This is a genomic window from Flavobacterium sp. Root420 (assembly GCF_001427905.1).
Lineage (GTDB): Bacteria > Bacteroidota > Bacteroidia > Flavobacteriales > Flavobacteriaceae > Flavobacterium.
This window is the reverse complement of the sequence record NZ_LMEF01000014.1, coordinates 16,493-32,559: the sequence shown is the minus strand read 5'-3', so window position 1 is coordinate 32,559 and position 16,067 is coordinate 16,493. Positions and strand designations below refer to the sequence as shown.

The following is a 16,067-nucleotide window of genomic DNA, read 5'->3' as shown; positions in this document are numbered from 1 at the left end:
CTTTAAAGACGATAACTTTAACCTCTAAAAACTCTATTTCTTAACCTATGAAAAAGATCTACTCGGCTCGCCATTTAATGGCTTTTTTTTGTTTTTTTTATTGCTCGTTATCTGTTTTTGCTCAGACGTTTCCAGCAAAACGAACATTACCTTATGCACAAAGTTTTGATGGATTAGCGGCAACTGCTACCGTTTATCCAGATGGATTTCAGGGCTGGACAGCAAGTATAAAGCCGGGTTCGGCCTTTAATATAAATGCTACTCTAATTGCCGACAGACCTTTGATAGCAAGTAGCACAGCCTCTACTACTAGCGGTAATTTTCATAATTATGATGGAAAAATTGGTTTTTTAAATAATAGTGACCTTGATTTGACAATTGGATTTGCTTTTGATGCTACAAACCAAAAAGCAATACAGGTTCAATATGATGCTGTGACAATCCGTAATCCTTATGATGCAACAAACAATACGCGTATTAATGAGATGGTTTTGCAATACAGAGTAGGAACAAGTGCTCCTTTTGTTTCATTATTATCAACTGCCTATAGTAATAACGATGTAAAACAAATAACGGCTGTTACCACTTCTCAAAATCTAAAAAGTTATAACATTACGTTGCCTGCTGAATGTGATAATCAGTCTGAAGTTCAGATAAGATGGATTTCCAGACAAGTTTCCGGATCAGGTTCAAGACCATCCTTTGCAATCGATAATATTGATATAAAAAGTGATGTTGCTGCACCAATAAGCGTTGTGGGTTATCCAAAAGCAGATAATATTTTATCCAATAGTTTTGATTTTTCCAATAAATTAGACGAAATCGGAAAGACTTACTATGTTTTACTCCCTGGTGGAAGTGCGACTCCAAGTGTAGTTCAAATAAAAGCAGGTCAGGATGCAAACGGTACTGCGGCTTTGCAATCAGGTTTTTTTGATATCACAGATCCAAATCAGATATATTTAAAAAGTTTTACCGGACTTTCAATTAGTACCGTTTATTCTGTTTTTTCTATTTCAGAAGATCCATATGGTAACGTTCAGACAAATGTGGTTAAAGTTGACGCCACAACTTCAGCCGCAGTAATTCCTTCTATAACAACAACTGTTGCTTCTCTTGATTTAGGGTTTTCAGAAGCAGGTTTTACTTCAGAAAGTGCAAGTTATCAAATTCAGGCGGCCAATCTTTCAGCCAATGTAACAGTGAATGCTACAGGAAATTTTACTATTTCGAAAGATAATACTTCGTTTGCAGCTTCTTTAACATACACCATAGCTGATTTTGCAAATGCAACACCAACTGTCTATGTTCGTTTTACACCAACGGCTACAGGTAGTTTGTCTGGACAGATAACACACGAATCGACGGGAGCGACAAGTAAAATAGTTACGCTTTCGGGAACAGGAATCAATCCGTATGTACAGGGCTTTAACGATCCGGCCGTTTTAACTAATAGCGGATGGACGCAGTATAATGTAGCAGGGACTGTAAATGCCTGGATAAGTATAACAGTGGCACGAAACGTTAATTCAGGAACCGGCGCGGTACTTGTTAATGGATATTCTGATAGTGGTGCAAGCAAAGATTGGTTGATTTCGCCTAGATTGCGTTTGGATAATTTTACCCAAATTCCGTTATTATCTTTTTATTCCCGCAAGTATTACGGAGGTTCAGATTTGAAGTTAATGGTCTCTGTTAATTATGATGGTAAAAGCAATCCGGAAACAGCAACGTGGACAGAAATACCAGGAGATTTCCCGACTATTACAGATACTTATAAACAATCGCAATTCATAAATTTAGGACCCTATAAAACGGATCATACTTATGTTGCCTGGGTTTATGTAACTACAGCCGGAGGGGCAAATAATGCGGCAGAATGGTCATTAGATGATGTTGCTATAACAAATGAAGCTGGCTTTGTAGCAGCAAATCCTATTTTAGATTTTGGAGAGGTTACTATAAATACACTATCAGCAAGTCAGTCTTTTGTTTTCAAGGCAGAGGGTTACAATGACATTACGATAAAAGCTCCTGCAGATTATCAATTGTCTTTGGATAACGCTGCATTTCAGTCAGATGTTTTGATAACTTCAGCTGAGGCAATGGCAGGAAAAACAGTTTATGTTCGATTTACACCTTCTATAAGAACATTGACTATATCTGGCACTTTAACGGTTACCGGAACTGATTTAAATAAACAAATTGGATCTTTAACAGGATCTTCGTTGCTAAAAGCAGATACTTTTGATATTGTAACCTATAACCTGGAGTTTTTTGGTTCTGATGTAAAAGGTACAGATAATGTAGAATTCGGTCCAACAGATGACACCGTGCAAATTGAAAATGTCGCTAAAGTAATGAACAAATTAAATGCCGATGTTTATGTTGTTCAGGAAGTTTCAGATGATCCGTCTATAGATATTTTAATTGGGAAAATTAATATCAACGGAAAAACATTTGATAAATCAATTTCAACTTCATGGTCGTATTCGTTTAATGCTGCCGATCCTAATTTTCCTCCGCAAAAATTGGTCGTACTTTATAATACACAAACAACGACAGTAAAAAGTACACGTGTTATGTTTAAGAAGTTATATGATGAGGTTCGCGCAGGAACAAAAACTTTGGCTAATTATCCGAGCACGGATGGTAATGATGACAGCTTTTTCTCATCAGGACGTTTGCCATATCTGGTAAAAATAGAAACAAATATTGGCGGAATTAAAAAAGAGATTAATCTGATTGATCTTCATGCACGCGCCAATAGCGGATCTGATATTTCGAGATATAATATGCGTAAATACGATGTTGAATTGTTGAAAGATAGTCTGGATGTTGAGTTTCCAAATGCTAATTTTATGATTTTGGGAGATTTTAACGATGATGTCAAAGCATCTGTTATTGCAGGAAAACCTTCGTCTTATCAAAAAATAGTTGAAGATACAAGTCGTTATAATACACTTACTTTAGAGATTAGCAAGGCTGGTGCCTATAGTTTTTTGAGTTCAAATGGATTTTTAGATCATATTGTTATTTCGAATGAATTGACAGATCAATATATTCCGAATTCTATTGCTGTTTATGATCCGCGTAATGATATTACCGACTATACCAATACAACTTCAGATCATGGTCCTGTAATTGCCCGTTTTGAATTGAAAAAAGATGTTTTGTCTACCATTGATTTCGGAACAAATAATGGATATTTTGTACAAGCCTATCCTAATCCTGCAACCGATGTTGTAAATGTGACAGTAAAAACGAAAGAAGATAAAATTTTAAAATTGCGACTTTATGATATTTCCGGACATTTAGTTGGTAATCCAATTGAAATGAAAGAGACCGGGGAAAAAAAAGATGCTGTAATTCAATTAGGTAATCTTAGATCCGGAATTTATGTTTATACCTTAAGTGAAAACAATAAGGTTATTTATAGCAATAAAATCATAAAAAAATAAACAGAAAAAAGATTTAAAGTAAAAATGGCTGTCCAGTAATAGACAGCCATTTTTTATACTAATTAACTAATTCTTTAAAAGTGTCAAAATCGGGCTCAGGAGTTATTTCAAAGAAATATTTCACCTGCCAATTTTGCGTTTTTTTAGCCTGTTTATTGTTTGTTTCATCCCAGGGCGGATAAACTCTTATAGCTCTTTTTCCTTCGGTGGTTGCTGTCGAAAAAACTCCTTTTTCGAGTAAAACATCTTTAGGGAAAATAAACTGTCCAAAGAGATCATTTTTTCGAACGCTGACAAAAACAAAATCGATTAAATCAGTTGAATCAAAGGGTTCAATTGTTCCTAATCTGCTTCGTTTCCACAAAGTAACAAATTGGCCAGTTTTTGTTGGGGTTATTTTGGCTTCTCTGTAACAAATAAATTTCTCATTGAGATAAAAACGATAAGCACTGTAATCAATGCTCTCGCTTTCCTGCTGCGGTTGCGAACAGTCAAAATCAAAACAATCATAAACCAGTTCTTTGGCTAAAAGCAAATCTTTGGGCATAGATTTGTGGTTAGTCCAATGGTTTTTTGCGATCATTTTGAAAAGACCCGCTTTTAAGCTTGTTTTCAAAATTATTGTAGGTTTAGGGTTTACGTAGGTTTTTGAGTGTTAAATATATTGTTTTTTTTATTTAAAATGAAACATTTAGCCCAAAATTTAATCCCCATTGAAATTGATTAAAGGACTGACTATTTAATGGATTTACATAATAATTCATTGCTGGCTCTACAAAAACATTTGTTTTTTTGTAAACCCGGTATTGCACTGTACTACTTAATGTTGAGCCGTATACAAAATCATTTGCGTTTACATTTTTACCTAATGAATTTCCGTCTATGGCAACATTGTTAGAGATCAATTTACCCACAAAACCACCTGTATTCAGACTGATAGAAGCTTTGTTTTTAGAAAAAACAGCATACGAAACTTCTAAAGGTATCTCAACATATCGTAAACTTTGATCTAAATTTCCACTTTGTACATTAGTACTGCTCACGGCATTTTTAGTATTGTTTGAAACTAATACATAACTGTCATTACTTGCAATTTGAGGAACCGTTGGGTTTTTCATAAAATAATCACCAGTAGTTAAAAAAGCATTGTTGGCAGTTTTTATATACGAGACATTAGCCACACTCTGACCTAATTCATTGATTTTGAAACCAGAACCAACTGCCCATTTTTTATTGATTTTATATTTAGTTTTAACACCGTAAGTACTACTTTGTTTCGAGTCATTTACGTTGCCTAAAGTTTTGTCATTTTTATAATTTTCAGAATTGGCAATTCCTGCAAAAACTTCAAGAGCCCATTTTTCAGCTTTTGATGAGGTTTTCGGATTTTTCTCGTTTTCTTTTTTAACTTCAGGATTTATACCTTTTTCTAAATTTTGAAGTTCTGCCAACTGGACAGAGTCTTGTTTACTCAAAACATTGCTGAATTTAGAATTGCTTTTGGGAGCATTATCGGCAATTGCTTTTTCTGTTTTAATAGTTGTTGCAGCTTCTTTTTTGTTATCAGTTATTGCTTTTTGTTTATTGTTGAAAACTGAATTTGAATCTCCTAAAGCAATAGCTGCAGGATTTGAATTCAATTGATTTTCAAAAATAGAACCTGGTACCTGATCTTTTGAAAAAGAATTAAATTGACTTTGTTTTGTGGTCTTAAAAGTTTTCTCAGCTATAACCTGATTTCCGTTTCTTTTCTCAGCGTTTAAGTTTTTATTTTTTGAAAAAGAATTGAACTGATTTTGATTTCCGGTAGTCAACGTTTTTTCGGCTACAACATGATTTCCATTTCTTTTCTCAGCGTTTAAGTTTTTATTTTTTGAAAAAGAATTGAACTGATTTTGATTTCCGGCAGTCAACGTTTTTTCGGCTACAACCTGATTTCCATTTCTTTTCTCAGCGTTTAAGTTTTTATTTTTTGAAAAAGAATTGAACTGATTTTGATTTCCGGTAGTAAAAGTCTTCTCGGCTACCGCCTGATTTCCATTTCTTTTCTCAGCGTTTAAGTTTTTATTTTTTGAAAGTGAATTGAACTGATTTTGATTTCCGGTAGTAAACGTTTTTTCGGCTACAGCCTGATTTACGTTTCTTTTCTCCGAATTTAAATTTTTATTTTTCGAAAGTGAATTGAACTGATTTCCTTTTTCTGAAACAGCTGTTTGTTCAGCTACAGTTTGATTTGTATTTCTTTTTTCTGAATTTATATTTACTTCTGAAGGACCAGGATTACTGTTATTTTTAGAATCAGTATGGGCTACTGCAGTTTCTGTTGTTTGATTTTCTTCAGAATTACCAGAGCTGTTTTTCGAGCTTTCTTCAGAAGAACTTTCTACAATTCCGGATTTATTTTCGATATTTTTTTCTGTAGATATTGTTTTTATATCGTTACTATTTTTTTTGTGCTCATCGATAACAACGCCATTGTTTTCTCCGGCACCATTATTTATAGTTTTGATTCCGTTGTTTGAGCTAAAATATAAAACAGAAGGCAATAACAAGCCTAATAAAAGGCATGCCGCTGCTGACCACCAAAGAATAGCTCTTTTTTTCTTTTTTGGTTTGTCAAGTTTTTTCTCAATGTTTGCCCACAATTCAGGCGGTGGAACACTTGAAAAGTTTTCCATTGATGAAAAAATATCTTCTATATTCTGCTTTTTCATGCTATTTTAAAATTTTTTTTTAAGCTCAAAATCCTTTTCTGCAAAATGCCCTTCGCTCTGTTTAAATTTGATTTTGATGTTCCTTCTGAAATTTTTAGTAACTCGGCTATGTCTTTGTGTTTCATTTTTTCAAAAACATACAAGTTAAAGACAGTCCGGTATTGATCAGGTAAATCCCGAATATATTCCAGTAATTTTTCTTGCTCTATCGGAATTGTATCTAATTCTTCCTCTTCAGTAAAATCGGTATCAGGATCAAAAACATCCAAAAAGAAACTTTCTTTTTTCTTTTTGTTTAAAGTTTCGATAAGCTTATTTATGAAAATTCGTTTTAACCAGCCTTCAAAGCTTCCTTCAAATTTGTATTGGCCAATTTTTTGAAAAACAATGACAAACGCTTCCTGGAAAACATCCTTTGCATCATCTTCATTTTTCATATATTTTAGACAAATGCCATATAAGACAGGAGAGAACAACTGATAAATTTTCAGTTGCCCTCCTCTGTCATTTTGCATACATTGCCTGATATATTTTTCTAAATCGTCTTTCAAAAATGGTTAAATTTGGTTTTGCAAAAATAGTTTTTATAAACGTAAAAAACTACCTTTTGTAAATACTACGAGTAGCATCCTGGTTATTGCTAACGATTGTTAAGTTTTGATTATCAACATTTTCTATGATATAAGTTTTGCCTTCAAAGGTAATCAGGTCATGCTCTGAATGGTCAAAAAATCCAATACCTTTTTCTATTTGATAGGTGCTGTTTCTAATTTCTACATTGTTTTTATAAGTGATCACTCTCCCTTCGGGTGTAAAAACAATTTTTTTATTGAAACCGATGGTCTTTGGTGTCGCCATATAAGGATTACTTGATCCTCCAATTGATTTTTCCCAAATCCAGGTGTTGATAATAGAACCCGCAAAACCTTTAGTCTCTAACGAATATGCTGCCGTAAAAAGGCCAAATACAATAAAAAATAAAAAATGTTTTTTCATAATCTTATTATTTTAAACTAGTGATTTTATCCTGAATAGCTTTTTTGAAAAGTTTAACCTCTGTACCCTGATCTGCTGTGTCGGCGTTGTCGATATAAATTTTAGTAACTGATGAACCTTGAGTAAATTCAAAATAGATTCCGCCCTGATCAGCCGAGTTCGGTGTTCCGTAGGTTTTCGTTTGCCCTTTTAAGTTTAAAATTTCAGTTGGTATACTTTTCGAAAACAAAGTATATTCGTCTCTTTTTGTAGTAGTACTATATTTATATTGGCTAAAATCATAATTGCCTGCTACTACATTTTGAAATTTCTGAATATTATAATCGTTTATCTGAAAGAATTTTTGACAATCTGAACCGACACATTTACTGTTGAAACTTCCAATTACGATGTTGTCAGGACTTTCCGTTGTTCTGTTAAAAACGATAGGTTTTGAAGTTTTAGGAATCAAAATGAAATCTGATGGATAAGTTGGTGCAGATGATAAAGTTTCGCCATTCTGTGGACTTTTTTCGTAAAAGTTAATTACAATCTGACAATTGTTTTCTACAATACTCGTAATTTTTATAGCATAACCACTTGTAGGTTTTACGCCTGCAAAAATTCCTACTAAGAACTTTTGAGTAAAATCGATATTAGGATCACTTGGAACTGTACAAGTATTTTCGTGTTTGGTAAAGTAGTTCTCCATTCTTTCTTGCGTGTTTACTATTATAGCGGCTGGGTTAGGAGATAAGCTTTTAACGGTGTAATTGCATAAAAGTGGAAATCCTGTAAAAGCTACTTCTGTGTTTACTCCGCAATCTACATTCATATCATCGTTACTAAGAGAGCAGGCACTAAATGCGAAAGCTATAAACAAGCTTAACATTAATTTTTTCATTGGTAATATTTTAATAGGTTATATTTAGTAGATGTGATTTTTTGAAATGGTTGCGTGCAGAAATATTTTTTATGATGTTTTTTTTGAGAATGTTTATTTAATTTGAGATCGGCAATAATTCGTGAAATTTTAATTTTAAAAATTAAGTACTACGTATTATTGCGTACTTTTACGTAAAAAAGAACTTAGTTATGTTTGATTTTCTTCCGTTTTTATTGGCTTTTGTTGTGGCTTTGTTTCTGGGTATTTACTTAGGAAGAATGCTGTTTTCGGCTAAATTTCAATCAGAAAAGGTAAGTTTAGAGGAAAGACTAAATGCCAATATCAATCAATTGCAATTGCAGAAAGAGCAATTTGAAAATGAAAAAAGAAATTTTGAGAAAGCACTGCAATTAAATAATGTAGAAAAAGAAAGTATCAGAACTGAAAAAGATAGTCTGGCGATTCAACTTTCTAAAAAAGAAGTCGATTTTGAAAATTTATGGGAAAGACATAAGGAACAAAAAGCAGAGATTACAGAACTTCAGGAGAAATTCACCAAAGAATTTGAAAATTTAGCCAATAAAATCCTTGAAGAAAAGTCGGCTAAGTTTACCGAACAAAATAGCGAGAACATGAAAAACATCTTGTTGCCGTTGCAGGATAAAATTCATGGATTTGAACAAAAAGTCGAACAAACACACAAAGAAAGTATCGATTATCACGCGGCTTTGCGTCAGCAGATTGTGGGATTAAGTGAAATGAACGCCCAAATGAGCAAAGAAACGTTAAACCTGACTAAGGCGTTAAAAGGTGACAGTAAAATGCAGGGTAATTGGGGAGAGCTGGTATTAGAACGTGTTTTAGAAAAATCAGGTTTAGAAAAAGGACGTGAATACGAAGTACAACAAAGTTTTACAAACAGTGAAGGAACGCGTGTTTTCCCTGATGTTGTAATCAATTTACCCGACGGTAAAAAAATGATTGTAGATTCTAAAGTTTCTTTGGTAGCCTACGAGAAATGGATCAACGAAGAATCTGAAATTCTTAAAATTGATTATCTGAAAGAGCATGTCAATTCAATTAAAAGACACGTAGAACAACTCGGAAATAAAAATTATCATGATCTATATCAAATTGAAAGCCCCGATTTTGTTTTGCTTTTTATTCCGATAGAACCCGCTTTTGCGATTGCATTAAATGAAGATTCGGCTTTATATAATAAAGCATTTGATCGCAATATTGTGATTGTAACACCAAGTACCTTACTGGCGACTTTAAGAACGATCGACAGCATGTGGGCAAACCAAAAACAACAGGAGAATGCTTTTGAAATTGCCAGACAAGCCGGAGCTTTATACGATAAATTTGAAGGTTTTGTTGCCGATTTGGTTAGAATTGGAAACAAAATAAAAGACACTAAAAATGAATACGACAGCGCCATGAATAAATTGGTAGACGGAAAAGGAAACCTGATTTCGAGTGTCGAAAAATTAAAGAAAATGGGAGCAAAGGCGAAAAAGGCGCTTCCGGAAAATATTATTGCAAGAGCCTCAAATACAGATGAAAATCAACTACTAAACTAAAATATTTACCTACTTAATAATACCACAATTTATATGACTGCAGATTTCAAACCCGTTTCTTCATCGAAAATAAGTATATCCGAATTAATGTTGCCATCGCACACCAATTTCAGCGGTAAAATTCATGGAGGTTATATTTTACAATTACTGGATCAAATCGCTTTTGCTTCTGCTTCAAAATTTTGCGGCAATTATTGCGTTACAGCTTCGGTTGATACGGTAAACTTTTTGAAACCTATTGAAGTTGGAGAGCTTGTTACCATGAAAGCTTCTGTAAATTATGTTGGAAGAAGTTCGATGGTTGTCGGGATTCGTGTTGAAGCAGAAAATATTCAGACAGGAGCTGTTAAACATTGTAATTCTTCTTATTTTACAATGGTGGCCAAAGACAAAGAAGGAAAAAGTGTTGTTGTTCCCGGGCTTATTTTATCTAATTTAGAAGAGGTTCGCCGTTTTAGAAAAGCAGTTAAACATATTGAAGTACGTAAAGAAGTTGAAGAACACGCCAAAATTACCAATGTAAATTCGATTGAGGATTTGGCAAGTTTGGATAAATATAATGTACTTTTAGAAATTAGTTAGGAATAAAAAGTTTAATTAAATCAAAATGGTAAAATTTGGATATACAATTTTATATGTAGAAAATGTAGAAGAGTCAATTGTGTTTTATGAAAATGTATTTGGGTTCTCAAGAAAATTCATAACTCCTGATAATGATTATGGTGAATTAATCACAGGTGAAACTACACTTTCATTTACCTCAAAAAAACTGGCAAGTCAAAACTTAAAAGATGGTTTTGTTGAAAGTAACTTAGACAATAAGCCTTTTGCAATTGAAATAGGCTTTATTACAGACGATGTTCCGGAGTTGGTACAAAAAGCAACTTCTTTTGGGGCGGTGCTGGTAAAAGAGCCAACTGCAAAACCATGGGGACAAGTAGTGGCTTATATTAGGGATTTAGATGGCTTTTTAGTAGAGATTTGTACTGAAATGGAATAGTTTTTAAAAACATGTCACAAGTAACATTTCAGATTTAACACAAAAAAAACTTTTCACAAATATTTAGCATAAATTCAGCAACTAATAGCTCGAAAATTTCGTAACTTTAAGTGTATAGATAAGTTACTATATTTTCACGGAGTATTGCCATTCGATTTTTATAAAATCTGATTCTTTTTTTAGTTAATCCTACTAAGAAAACCGAATGACATAATTGTTTAATTGCTGACGATTATGAAAAGAACTACATTATTAATCCTGCTTTTTTCAGCATTTTCTTTATTTGCTCAGGAAAAATTTACAACCAATACCGGAACTGTGAATTTTGAAGCATCCGTCCCTTTGTTTGAGGAAATAAAAGCTGTAAATAGATCTGTTGCGATTGTTTTGGAACCTAAAACAAGCGTTTTCATCTGCACTGTTATTGTCAAAGATTTTCGTTTTAAACTGGACTTGATGCAAGAACATTTTAATGACAATTATATGGAAAGTAACCGCTATCCTAAAGCGGTTTTTAAAGGTAAAATTGCCAAGTTTGATTTGAAAGATATCAATGAAACTGAAAAAGAATATACGATAAAGGGTAAATTGACCGTTCGAGGAAAATCGAAAGAAATTGAAGTGAAAGCTTTTTTGAAAAGAGTAAATGAAGGAATCCAGATTCATTCTGATTTTCCAATTTCGTTTTCTGATTTTAATATTCAAATCCCTAACAGAATAGTCGAAAAAATTTCACAAACGGCTAATACTGATTTGATTGGAGTAATTCGAAACAATGATGCTTTTCTGGTGACTTTAAAATAAATCAGGTCAGGCTGGTAGAGAGTGTTGCCTCAATATCTGTATATTGAAATTCAAAACCTGCTTTTTGTATTTTTTCTGATGAAATACGTTGTCCTTCCAGAACAGCGATGCTCATTTCACCTAATCCAAGTTTGATTAGAAACGCCGGTATATTGGGAAACCAAATGGTATATCCGTACAAATGCGCCAGAATTCTTGAGAGCGTTGCATTTGTTGTATTGTCTGTAATAGTGGCATTGTATGCGCCCTGCATTTCAATGTCTGTTAGTGCTTTTAAATAAATCTGGCATAAATCTTCTATATGAATCCAGGGTATATATTGTTTTCCCGAACCTAAAATAGCGCCAAAGCCGGCTTTAAAACCTGGTGTTATCTTTTTAAGAAATCCTTCGTCTTTTCCCAAAACAATTCCAGTTCTGATTTTTACTGTCCTTATTCCCAATGAAGTAAATTGATCGGCAGCATTTTCACATTTTTGGCAGGTTGTTCCTAAAAAGTCATTAGCCGGAGGTGTGTTTTCGGTACAAATTTCCTGACTTGTAACAGCACCATAAATTCCAACTGCAGAGGCTGAAACAAAAGCATACAAAGTTTTATTATTTTCTTTTAAAATAGAAAAGATAAGTTCAATAGGTTTGATACGGCTTTCTAAAATTGCTTTTTTACGTTTTTTAGTCCAGCGTTTTTCTACAATTCCTTCGCCTGCCAAATGAATAATATAATCCGCATTCAGAATGGCATCTTTCTCAATAAAATTATCTTTTAGATTCCATTTATAGTACGTAATCGATGGCGTGTTTTTTCTTGGAGAACGGCTTAAAACAGATGCAGAAAAACCATTGTCAATAAGGACATCTGTAAGGTGTTTACCAACAAATCCCGTTCCTCCTGTAAGCAATACATTCTTAGTCATTATATTATAATATATTTAACAGTGCATCTTGTTTAGCGATTAGTAAAGGTACTTAAACATTGCTTACCTTTAGGGCAAATTCTAAATTTAAATGAAATGGCTACTAAAAAGAAGATAATCAGCAAAGAAGAAATCGTTTCAATGTACATGAATGAAGTTTTAGAAAAGGGGCAAAAACCAAAATCAGTTTATCATTTCGCAAAAGAAAATGATTTTACAGAAGCGGAATTTTATGCTTTTTTTGGAACATTGGAAGGTTTGGAAAAAGAGATTTTCAGACTCTTTTTTGCTAATACAATTGATTTGCTTCATAAAAATTCAGATTATCAGGAATATGATATGAAGAACAAAATGTTGAGTTTCTATTTTACATTCTTTGAGGTTTTGACGGCCAACAGAAGCTATGTTTTACAATCGTTGAAATTCGACAGAAATCCATTGAAAAATTTAGTTCAACTGACTTCTCTTCGTGAATCGTTTAAAGAATATGTTTCTGAAATCCTGACGGATGATTATAGATTAGAGGTGGAAAAACTTCAAAAATTTCAGGAAAAAGGAATTCAGGAATCGGCCTGGCTACAATTAATGATGACGATAAAATTCTGGATGGACGATGAATCTGCCGCTTTTGAAAAAACAGATATTTTTATCGAAAAATCAGTTAATGCTTCATTTGAATTGATGAATGTTGCGCCTCTAAATCATTTGATAGATTTTGGAAAATTTCTATTCAAAGAAAAAATATATAGCAAACAATGAAAACAATCGATTATATACCAACATCAAAAATAGAAAGAGCGGGAAAATTGGTGCAAACTGGGGCTAAAATAGGTGTAAACTATGTGAAGCATTATGCCGAAAAAATGGTCAATCCAGATTTAACCAGAGATAAATTAAACGAAAATAATGCCGAAGATATTTATGACGGATTAAAAAGCCTGAAAGGAAGTGCTTTAAAAGTTGCTCAGATGTTAAGCATGGACAAAAACTTTTTGCCTCAGGCTTATGTCGAGAAATTCTCGTTATCACAATTTTCTGTTCCGCCACTTTCAGCTCCATTAGTTTTAAAAACATTCAAAACGAATTTTGGGAAAACACCCTATGAAATCTTTGATGAATTCAATGCCAATTCTGTAAATGCAGCAAGTATTGGTCAGGTGCATTTGGCGAAGAAAAACGATAAGAAACTGGCTGTAAAAATTCAGTATCCAGGCGTTGCCAATAGTATTTCGTCAGATTTGGCTTTGGTAAAACCCATTGCCATCCGAATGTTTAATTTACAGGGAAAAGATTCTGATAAATATTTCAAGGAAGTTGAAGACAAACTGATTGAAGAAACCAATTATTTATTAGAATTACAACAAAGCCAAGAAGTTGTTAAAGCCTGCAGTAAAATTGAAAATATAATTTTCCCGAATTATTATCCTGAGTTTTCATCAGAGAAAATCATCACGATGGATTGGATGACCGGAATTCATCTTTCTGAGTTTACGGCTAAGAATACAGGTCAGGAAGTAGGCGATAAAATTGGTCAGGCGCTTTGGGATTTCTATATGTATCAAATTCATGTTTTACGAAAAGTGCATGCTGATCCGCATCCGGGAAACTTTTTAGTAAATGAACAGAACCAATTAATTGCATTGGATTTTGGTTGTATGAAACAAATTCCGAATGAATTTTACGAGCCTTATTTCGAATTAATCAACAAAAATGTAATCACGGATCAAAAGCTTTTCAATCAGAAATTATTCGAATTGGAAATTCTGCGTTCAGACGATTCGCCTTCAGAAATTGAATATTTTACGGAGATGTTTCATGATTTGTTATCACTTTTTACGAAACCATTCCAAAACGAAACTTTCGATTTTGCCGATGAAACTTTTTTCGAAAGCATTGCCAAATTAGGAGAACGTTTCTCAAATGATACCAATCTCAAAAAAATGAACGGAAATCGCGGTTCTAAGCACTTTATTTATATGAATCGTACTTTCTTTGGTTTGTACAATTTGATGTTTGATTTGAAAGCGAAGATTGTTGTTGAGAATTATTTGAAATATTAAAAAATAGTTTTTTTTGTTTCAGGTTTCAAATTTCAGGTTCTCGTGGTGACAAACTAGATGTAGTTGCTTTGCGCACTTTGCGGTTAATTTAACGCAAAGTGCGCGAAGATTTTTGTGGCGCGTGTTGCAATTGGCTTTATTAAGTTCGCAAAGCTTTGCGAATATAACCTTGCGTGCCTTGCGTAAACTCTTTGCGACCTTTGCGGTTAAACCTGAAACCTGAAACAAAAGAAACTTATTTCAAAATTCCCTTTTTATAAGTCGCAATAGCTCGATCTCTCGCAAAAGCGTGATCAATCATAGGTTCGACATATCCCAAATCAAATTCAGGAATCCATTTTCGGATATAAATTCCTTTCTCGTCAAATTTCTTCTGTTGGATTTCAGGATTAAACACTCTGAAGTAGGGTGCGACATCACAACCTGTTCCGGCGGCCCATTGCCAATTCCCTACGTTCGAAGCCAATTCGAAATCTAATAATTTCTCTGCAAAATAAGCTTCGCCCCATTGCCAGTTAATCAATAAATGTTTGCATAAAAAACTGGCCACAACCATGCGAACACGATTGTGCATATAACCGGTTTCATTAAGTTGTCGCATTCCCGCGTCGACCATCGGGTAACCCGTTGTTCCGGAACACCAACGTTTAAAATCATCTTCGTTATTGCGCCACTGAATGCCATCGTAAGCAGATTTGAAATTGTGATTCACGACATTCGGAAAGCTAAAAAGGATCTGAATAAAAAACTCTCTCCAAATCAACTCACTTAAAAAAGTTTGGTTTTTTCGATTGGCCCAATTTACTAATTTCCTGATGCTAACGGTTCCAAAACGTAAATGTGGTGAAAGATAAGAAGTGCTGTCTAAAGCAGGAAAATCCCGGGTTTCTTTGTAATTGGCAATTTGCGTTAAGTTAGGAAGAAGGACTTTTATCGCACTTCTTTCAAAACCGATTTCATTTAATCCCGGAAACGGAAATTGATTTTTAGCAAAATTGCCAAATAGTGATTCTGAATTATATTCTGATACGCCGCCTGAAAGATGATATTTCTCGAGCCATTTATTTTTGTAGGGTGTGTAAATGGTATAGGGAAGCCCATCTGCTTTTGTAATTTCTTTTTCTTCAAAAATTACATGATCTTTAAAGTAAAAAACTTCGATATTATTATCTCTTAAAAGTGATGAAATTGCTAAATCACGTTTGATGGCAAAAGGTTCGTAATCTTTGTTAAAGAAAACTTGTTGAACATCATATTCGTCTAAAAGTAATTTCCAGACTTCAATAGTTTTTCCTTTTTTGATTAAAATTGAAGAATCAATTGCCTGGAGTTGCTCATTCATTTTTTGAAGTGAATCATAAATGAAACTTACCCGCGCATCATTTTGAGGAAGATTCTCCAAAATATCATCATCAAAAATAAACAATGGTATTACGGGAAAGTCTGATTGTAAAGCATGAAATAATCCGGTGTTGTCTTCTAAACGCAAATCGCGTCTAAACCAGAAAAGGGTAACTTTTTGTTTTGCCATCTTTAATCTTTGCTGAAGAAATATTTTGTTTCATGTAATTTTAAACACATAGAAACATAGATTTTTAATTTTATAATAAGAGACCTTAAAAAGAAACTAGCTTTTTACACATAGCACTATGTGTTTATATGTGAGTGAAG

Annotated in this window: 14 protein-coding genes; 7 read left to right on the top strand and 7 right to left on the bottom strand. The window is 33.5% G+C overall.

Annotated elements, in window-relative coordinates; genetic code table 11:
* Positions 1–47: 47 nt before the first annotated feature.
* On the top strand, positions 48–3,461 hold the full coding sequence (locus ASC72_RS10815) for a T9SS-dependent choice-of-anchor J family protein (protein ID WP_056190685.1): 3,414 nt from the start codon (positions 48–50) through the stop codon (positions 3,459–3,461).
* A gap of 58 nt (positions 3,462–3,519) precedes the next feature.
* Here the strand turns inward: ASC72_RS10815 and ASC72_RS10810 are convergent, their stop codons facing one another.
* The 5 genes from ASC72_RS10810 to ASC72_RS10790 all read right to left on the bottom strand — a co-directional run bounded on the left by ASC72_RS10810 (position 3,520) and on the right by ASC72_RS10790 (position 8,054).
* Entirely contained in the window at positions 3,520–4,077 is a 558-nt protein-coding gene (locus ASC72_RS10810; RefSeq protein WP_371258452.1) for a MepB family protein, read from the bottom strand.
* A 61-nt stretch (positions 4,078–4,138) separates the two neighbouring features.
* Positions 4,139–6,175 (bottom strand): hypothetical protein, encoded by a 2,037-nt coding sequence (locus ASC72_RS10805; protein WP_056190681.1) that lies wholly within the window; start codon positions 6,173–6,175, stop codon positions 4,139–4,141.
* Positions 6,172–6,726, bottom strand: coding sequence for an RNA polymerase sigma factor (locus tag ASC72_RS10800; RefSeq protein WP_056190680.1), 555 nt, complete (start codon positions 6,724–6,726; stop codon positions 6,172–6,174). The genes ASC72_RS10805 and ASC72_RS10800 overlap by 4 nt, the downstream gene beginning before the upstream one ends.
* A gap of 49 nt (positions 6,727–6,775) precedes the next feature.
* Complete coding sequence (locus tag ASC72_RS10795; RefSeq protein ID WP_056190678.1) at positions 6,776–7,171, bottom strand: hypothetical protein; 396 nt, start codon at positions 7,169–7,171, stop codon at positions 6,776–6,778.
* 7 nt (positions 7,172–7,178) lie between these two features.
* Positions 7,179–8,054, bottom strand: a complete 876-nt coding sequence (locus ASC72_RS10790) for a protease complex subunit PrcB family protein (RefSeq protein ID WP_056190677.1) — start codon at positions 8,052–8,054, stop codon at positions 7,179–7,181.
* 191 nt (positions 8,055–8,245) lie between these two features.
* Between ASC72_RS10790 and rmuC the strand changes: the two genes are divergently transcribed.
* From rmuC to ASC72_RS10770, 4 genes are all read left to right on the top strand, one after another.
* Positions 8,246–9,619 carry a DNA recombination protein RmuC gene (gene rmuC / locus ASC72_RS10785; protein WP_056190675.1) on the top strand — a complete coding sequence of 458 codons (1,374 nt, stop codon included), beginning with the start codon at positions 8,246–8,248 and terminating at the stop codon, positions 9,617–9,619.
* Between the two features lie 33 nt (positions 9,620–9,652).
* Positions 9,653–10,201 carry an acyl-CoA thioesterase gene (locus ASC72_RS10780; RefSeq protein WP_056190674.1) on the top strand — a complete coding sequence of 183 codons (549 nt, stop codon included), beginning with the start codon at positions 9,653–9,655 and terminating at the stop codon, positions 10,199–10,201.
* 25 nt (positions 10,202–10,226) lie between these two features.
* Positions 10,227–10,619 (top strand): VOC family protein, encoded by a 393-nt coding sequence (locus tag ASC72_RS10775; protein ID WP_056190672.1) that lies wholly within the window; start codon positions 10,227–10,229, stop codon positions 10,617–10,619.
* A gap of 234 nt (positions 10,620–10,853) precedes the next feature.
* A complete protein-coding gene (locus tag ASC72_RS10770; protein WP_056190671.1) occupies positions 10,854–11,423 on the top strand; it encodes a YceI family protein in 570 nt (189 codons plus the stop codon).
* 1 nt (position 11,424) lies between these two features.
* On the opposite strand, the gene ASC72_RS10765 is transcribed toward ASC72_RS10770, so the two are convergent.
* Positions 11,425–12,336, bottom strand: coding sequence for a TIGR01777 family oxidoreductase (locus ASC72_RS10765; protein WP_056190669.1), 912 nt, complete (start codon positions 12,334–12,336; stop codon positions 11,425–11,427).
* Positions 12,337–12,432: 96 nt separating this feature from the next.
* On the opposite strand from ASC72_RS10765, the gene ASC72_RS10760 reads away from it, so the two are divergent.
* Positions 12,433–13,095: a TetR family transcriptional regulator C-terminal domain-containing protein gene (locus ASC72_RS10760; RefSeq protein WP_056190667.1), complete on the top strand. Its 663-nt coding sequence runs from the start codon at positions 12,433–12,435 to the stop codon at positions 13,093–13,095.
* Positions 13,092–14,396, top strand: a complete 1,305-nt coding sequence (locus ASC72_RS10755; RefSeq protein ID WP_056190665.1) for an AarF/ABC1/UbiB kinase family protein — start codon at positions 13,092–13,094, stop codon at positions 14,394–14,396. The genes ASC72_RS10760 and ASC72_RS10755 overlap by 4 nt, the downstream gene beginning before the upstream one ends.
* A 235-nt stretch (positions 14,397–14,631) precedes the next feature.
* Here the strand turns inward: ASC72_RS10755 and ASC72_RS10750 are convergent, their stop codons facing one another.
* Positions 14,632–15,927 carry a deoxyribodipyrimidine photo-lyase gene (locus ASC72_RS10750; protein ID WP_056190663.1) on the bottom strand — a complete coding sequence of 432 codons (1,296 nt, stop codon included), beginning with the start codon at positions 15,925–15,927 and terminating at the stop codon, positions 14,632–14,634.
* Positions 15,928–16,067: the final 140 nt, after the last annotated feature.

Coding starts and splice junctions, on each gene's coding strand:
- ASC72_RS10815 (WP_056190685.1), top strand. CDS start 48: ATGAAAAAGATCTACTCGGCTCGCCATTTAATGGCTTTTTTTTGTTTT.
- ASC72_RS10805 (WP_056190681.1), bottom strand. CDS start 6,175: ATGAAAAAGCAGAATATAGAAGATATTTTTTCATCAATGGAAAACTTT.
- ASC72_RS10795 (WP_056190678.1), bottom strand. CDS start 7,171: ATGAAAAAACATTTTTTATTTTTTATTGTATTTGGCCTTTTTACGGCA.
- ASC72_RS10790 (WP_056190677.1), bottom strand. CDS start 8,054: ATGAAAAAATTAATGTTAAGCTTGTTTATAGCTTTCGCATTTAGTGCC.
- rmuC (WP_056190675.1), top strand. CDS start 8,246: ATGTTTGATTTTCTTCCGTTTTTATTGGCTTTTGTTGTGGCTTTGTTT.
- ASC72_RS10780 (WP_056190674.1), top strand. CDS start 9,653: ATGACTGCAGATTTCAAACCCGTTTCTTCATCGAAAATAAGTATATCC.
- ASC72_RS10775 (WP_056190672.1), top strand. CDS start 10,227: ATGGTAAAATTTGGATATACAATTTTATATGTAGAAAATGTAGAAGAG.
- ASC72_RS10770 (WP_056190671.1), top strand. CDS start 10,854: ATGAAAAGAACTACATTATTAATCCTGCTTTTTTCAGCATTTTCTTTA.
- ASC72_RS10765 (WP_056190669.1), bottom strand. CDS start 12,336: ATGACTAAGAATGTATTGCTTACAGGAGGAACGGGATTTGTTGGTAAA.
- ASC72_RS10760 (WP_056190667.1), top strand. CDS start 12,433: ATGGCTACTAAAAAGAAGATAATCAGCAAAGAAGAAATCGTTTCAATG.
- ASC72_RS10755 (WP_056190665.1), top strand. CDS start 13,092: ATGAAAACAATCGATTATATACCAACATCAAAAATAGAAAGAGCGGGA.
- ASC72_RS10750 (WP_056190663.1), bottom strand. CDS start 15,927: ATGGCAAAACAAAAAGTTACCCTTTTCTGGTTTAGACGCGATTTGCGT.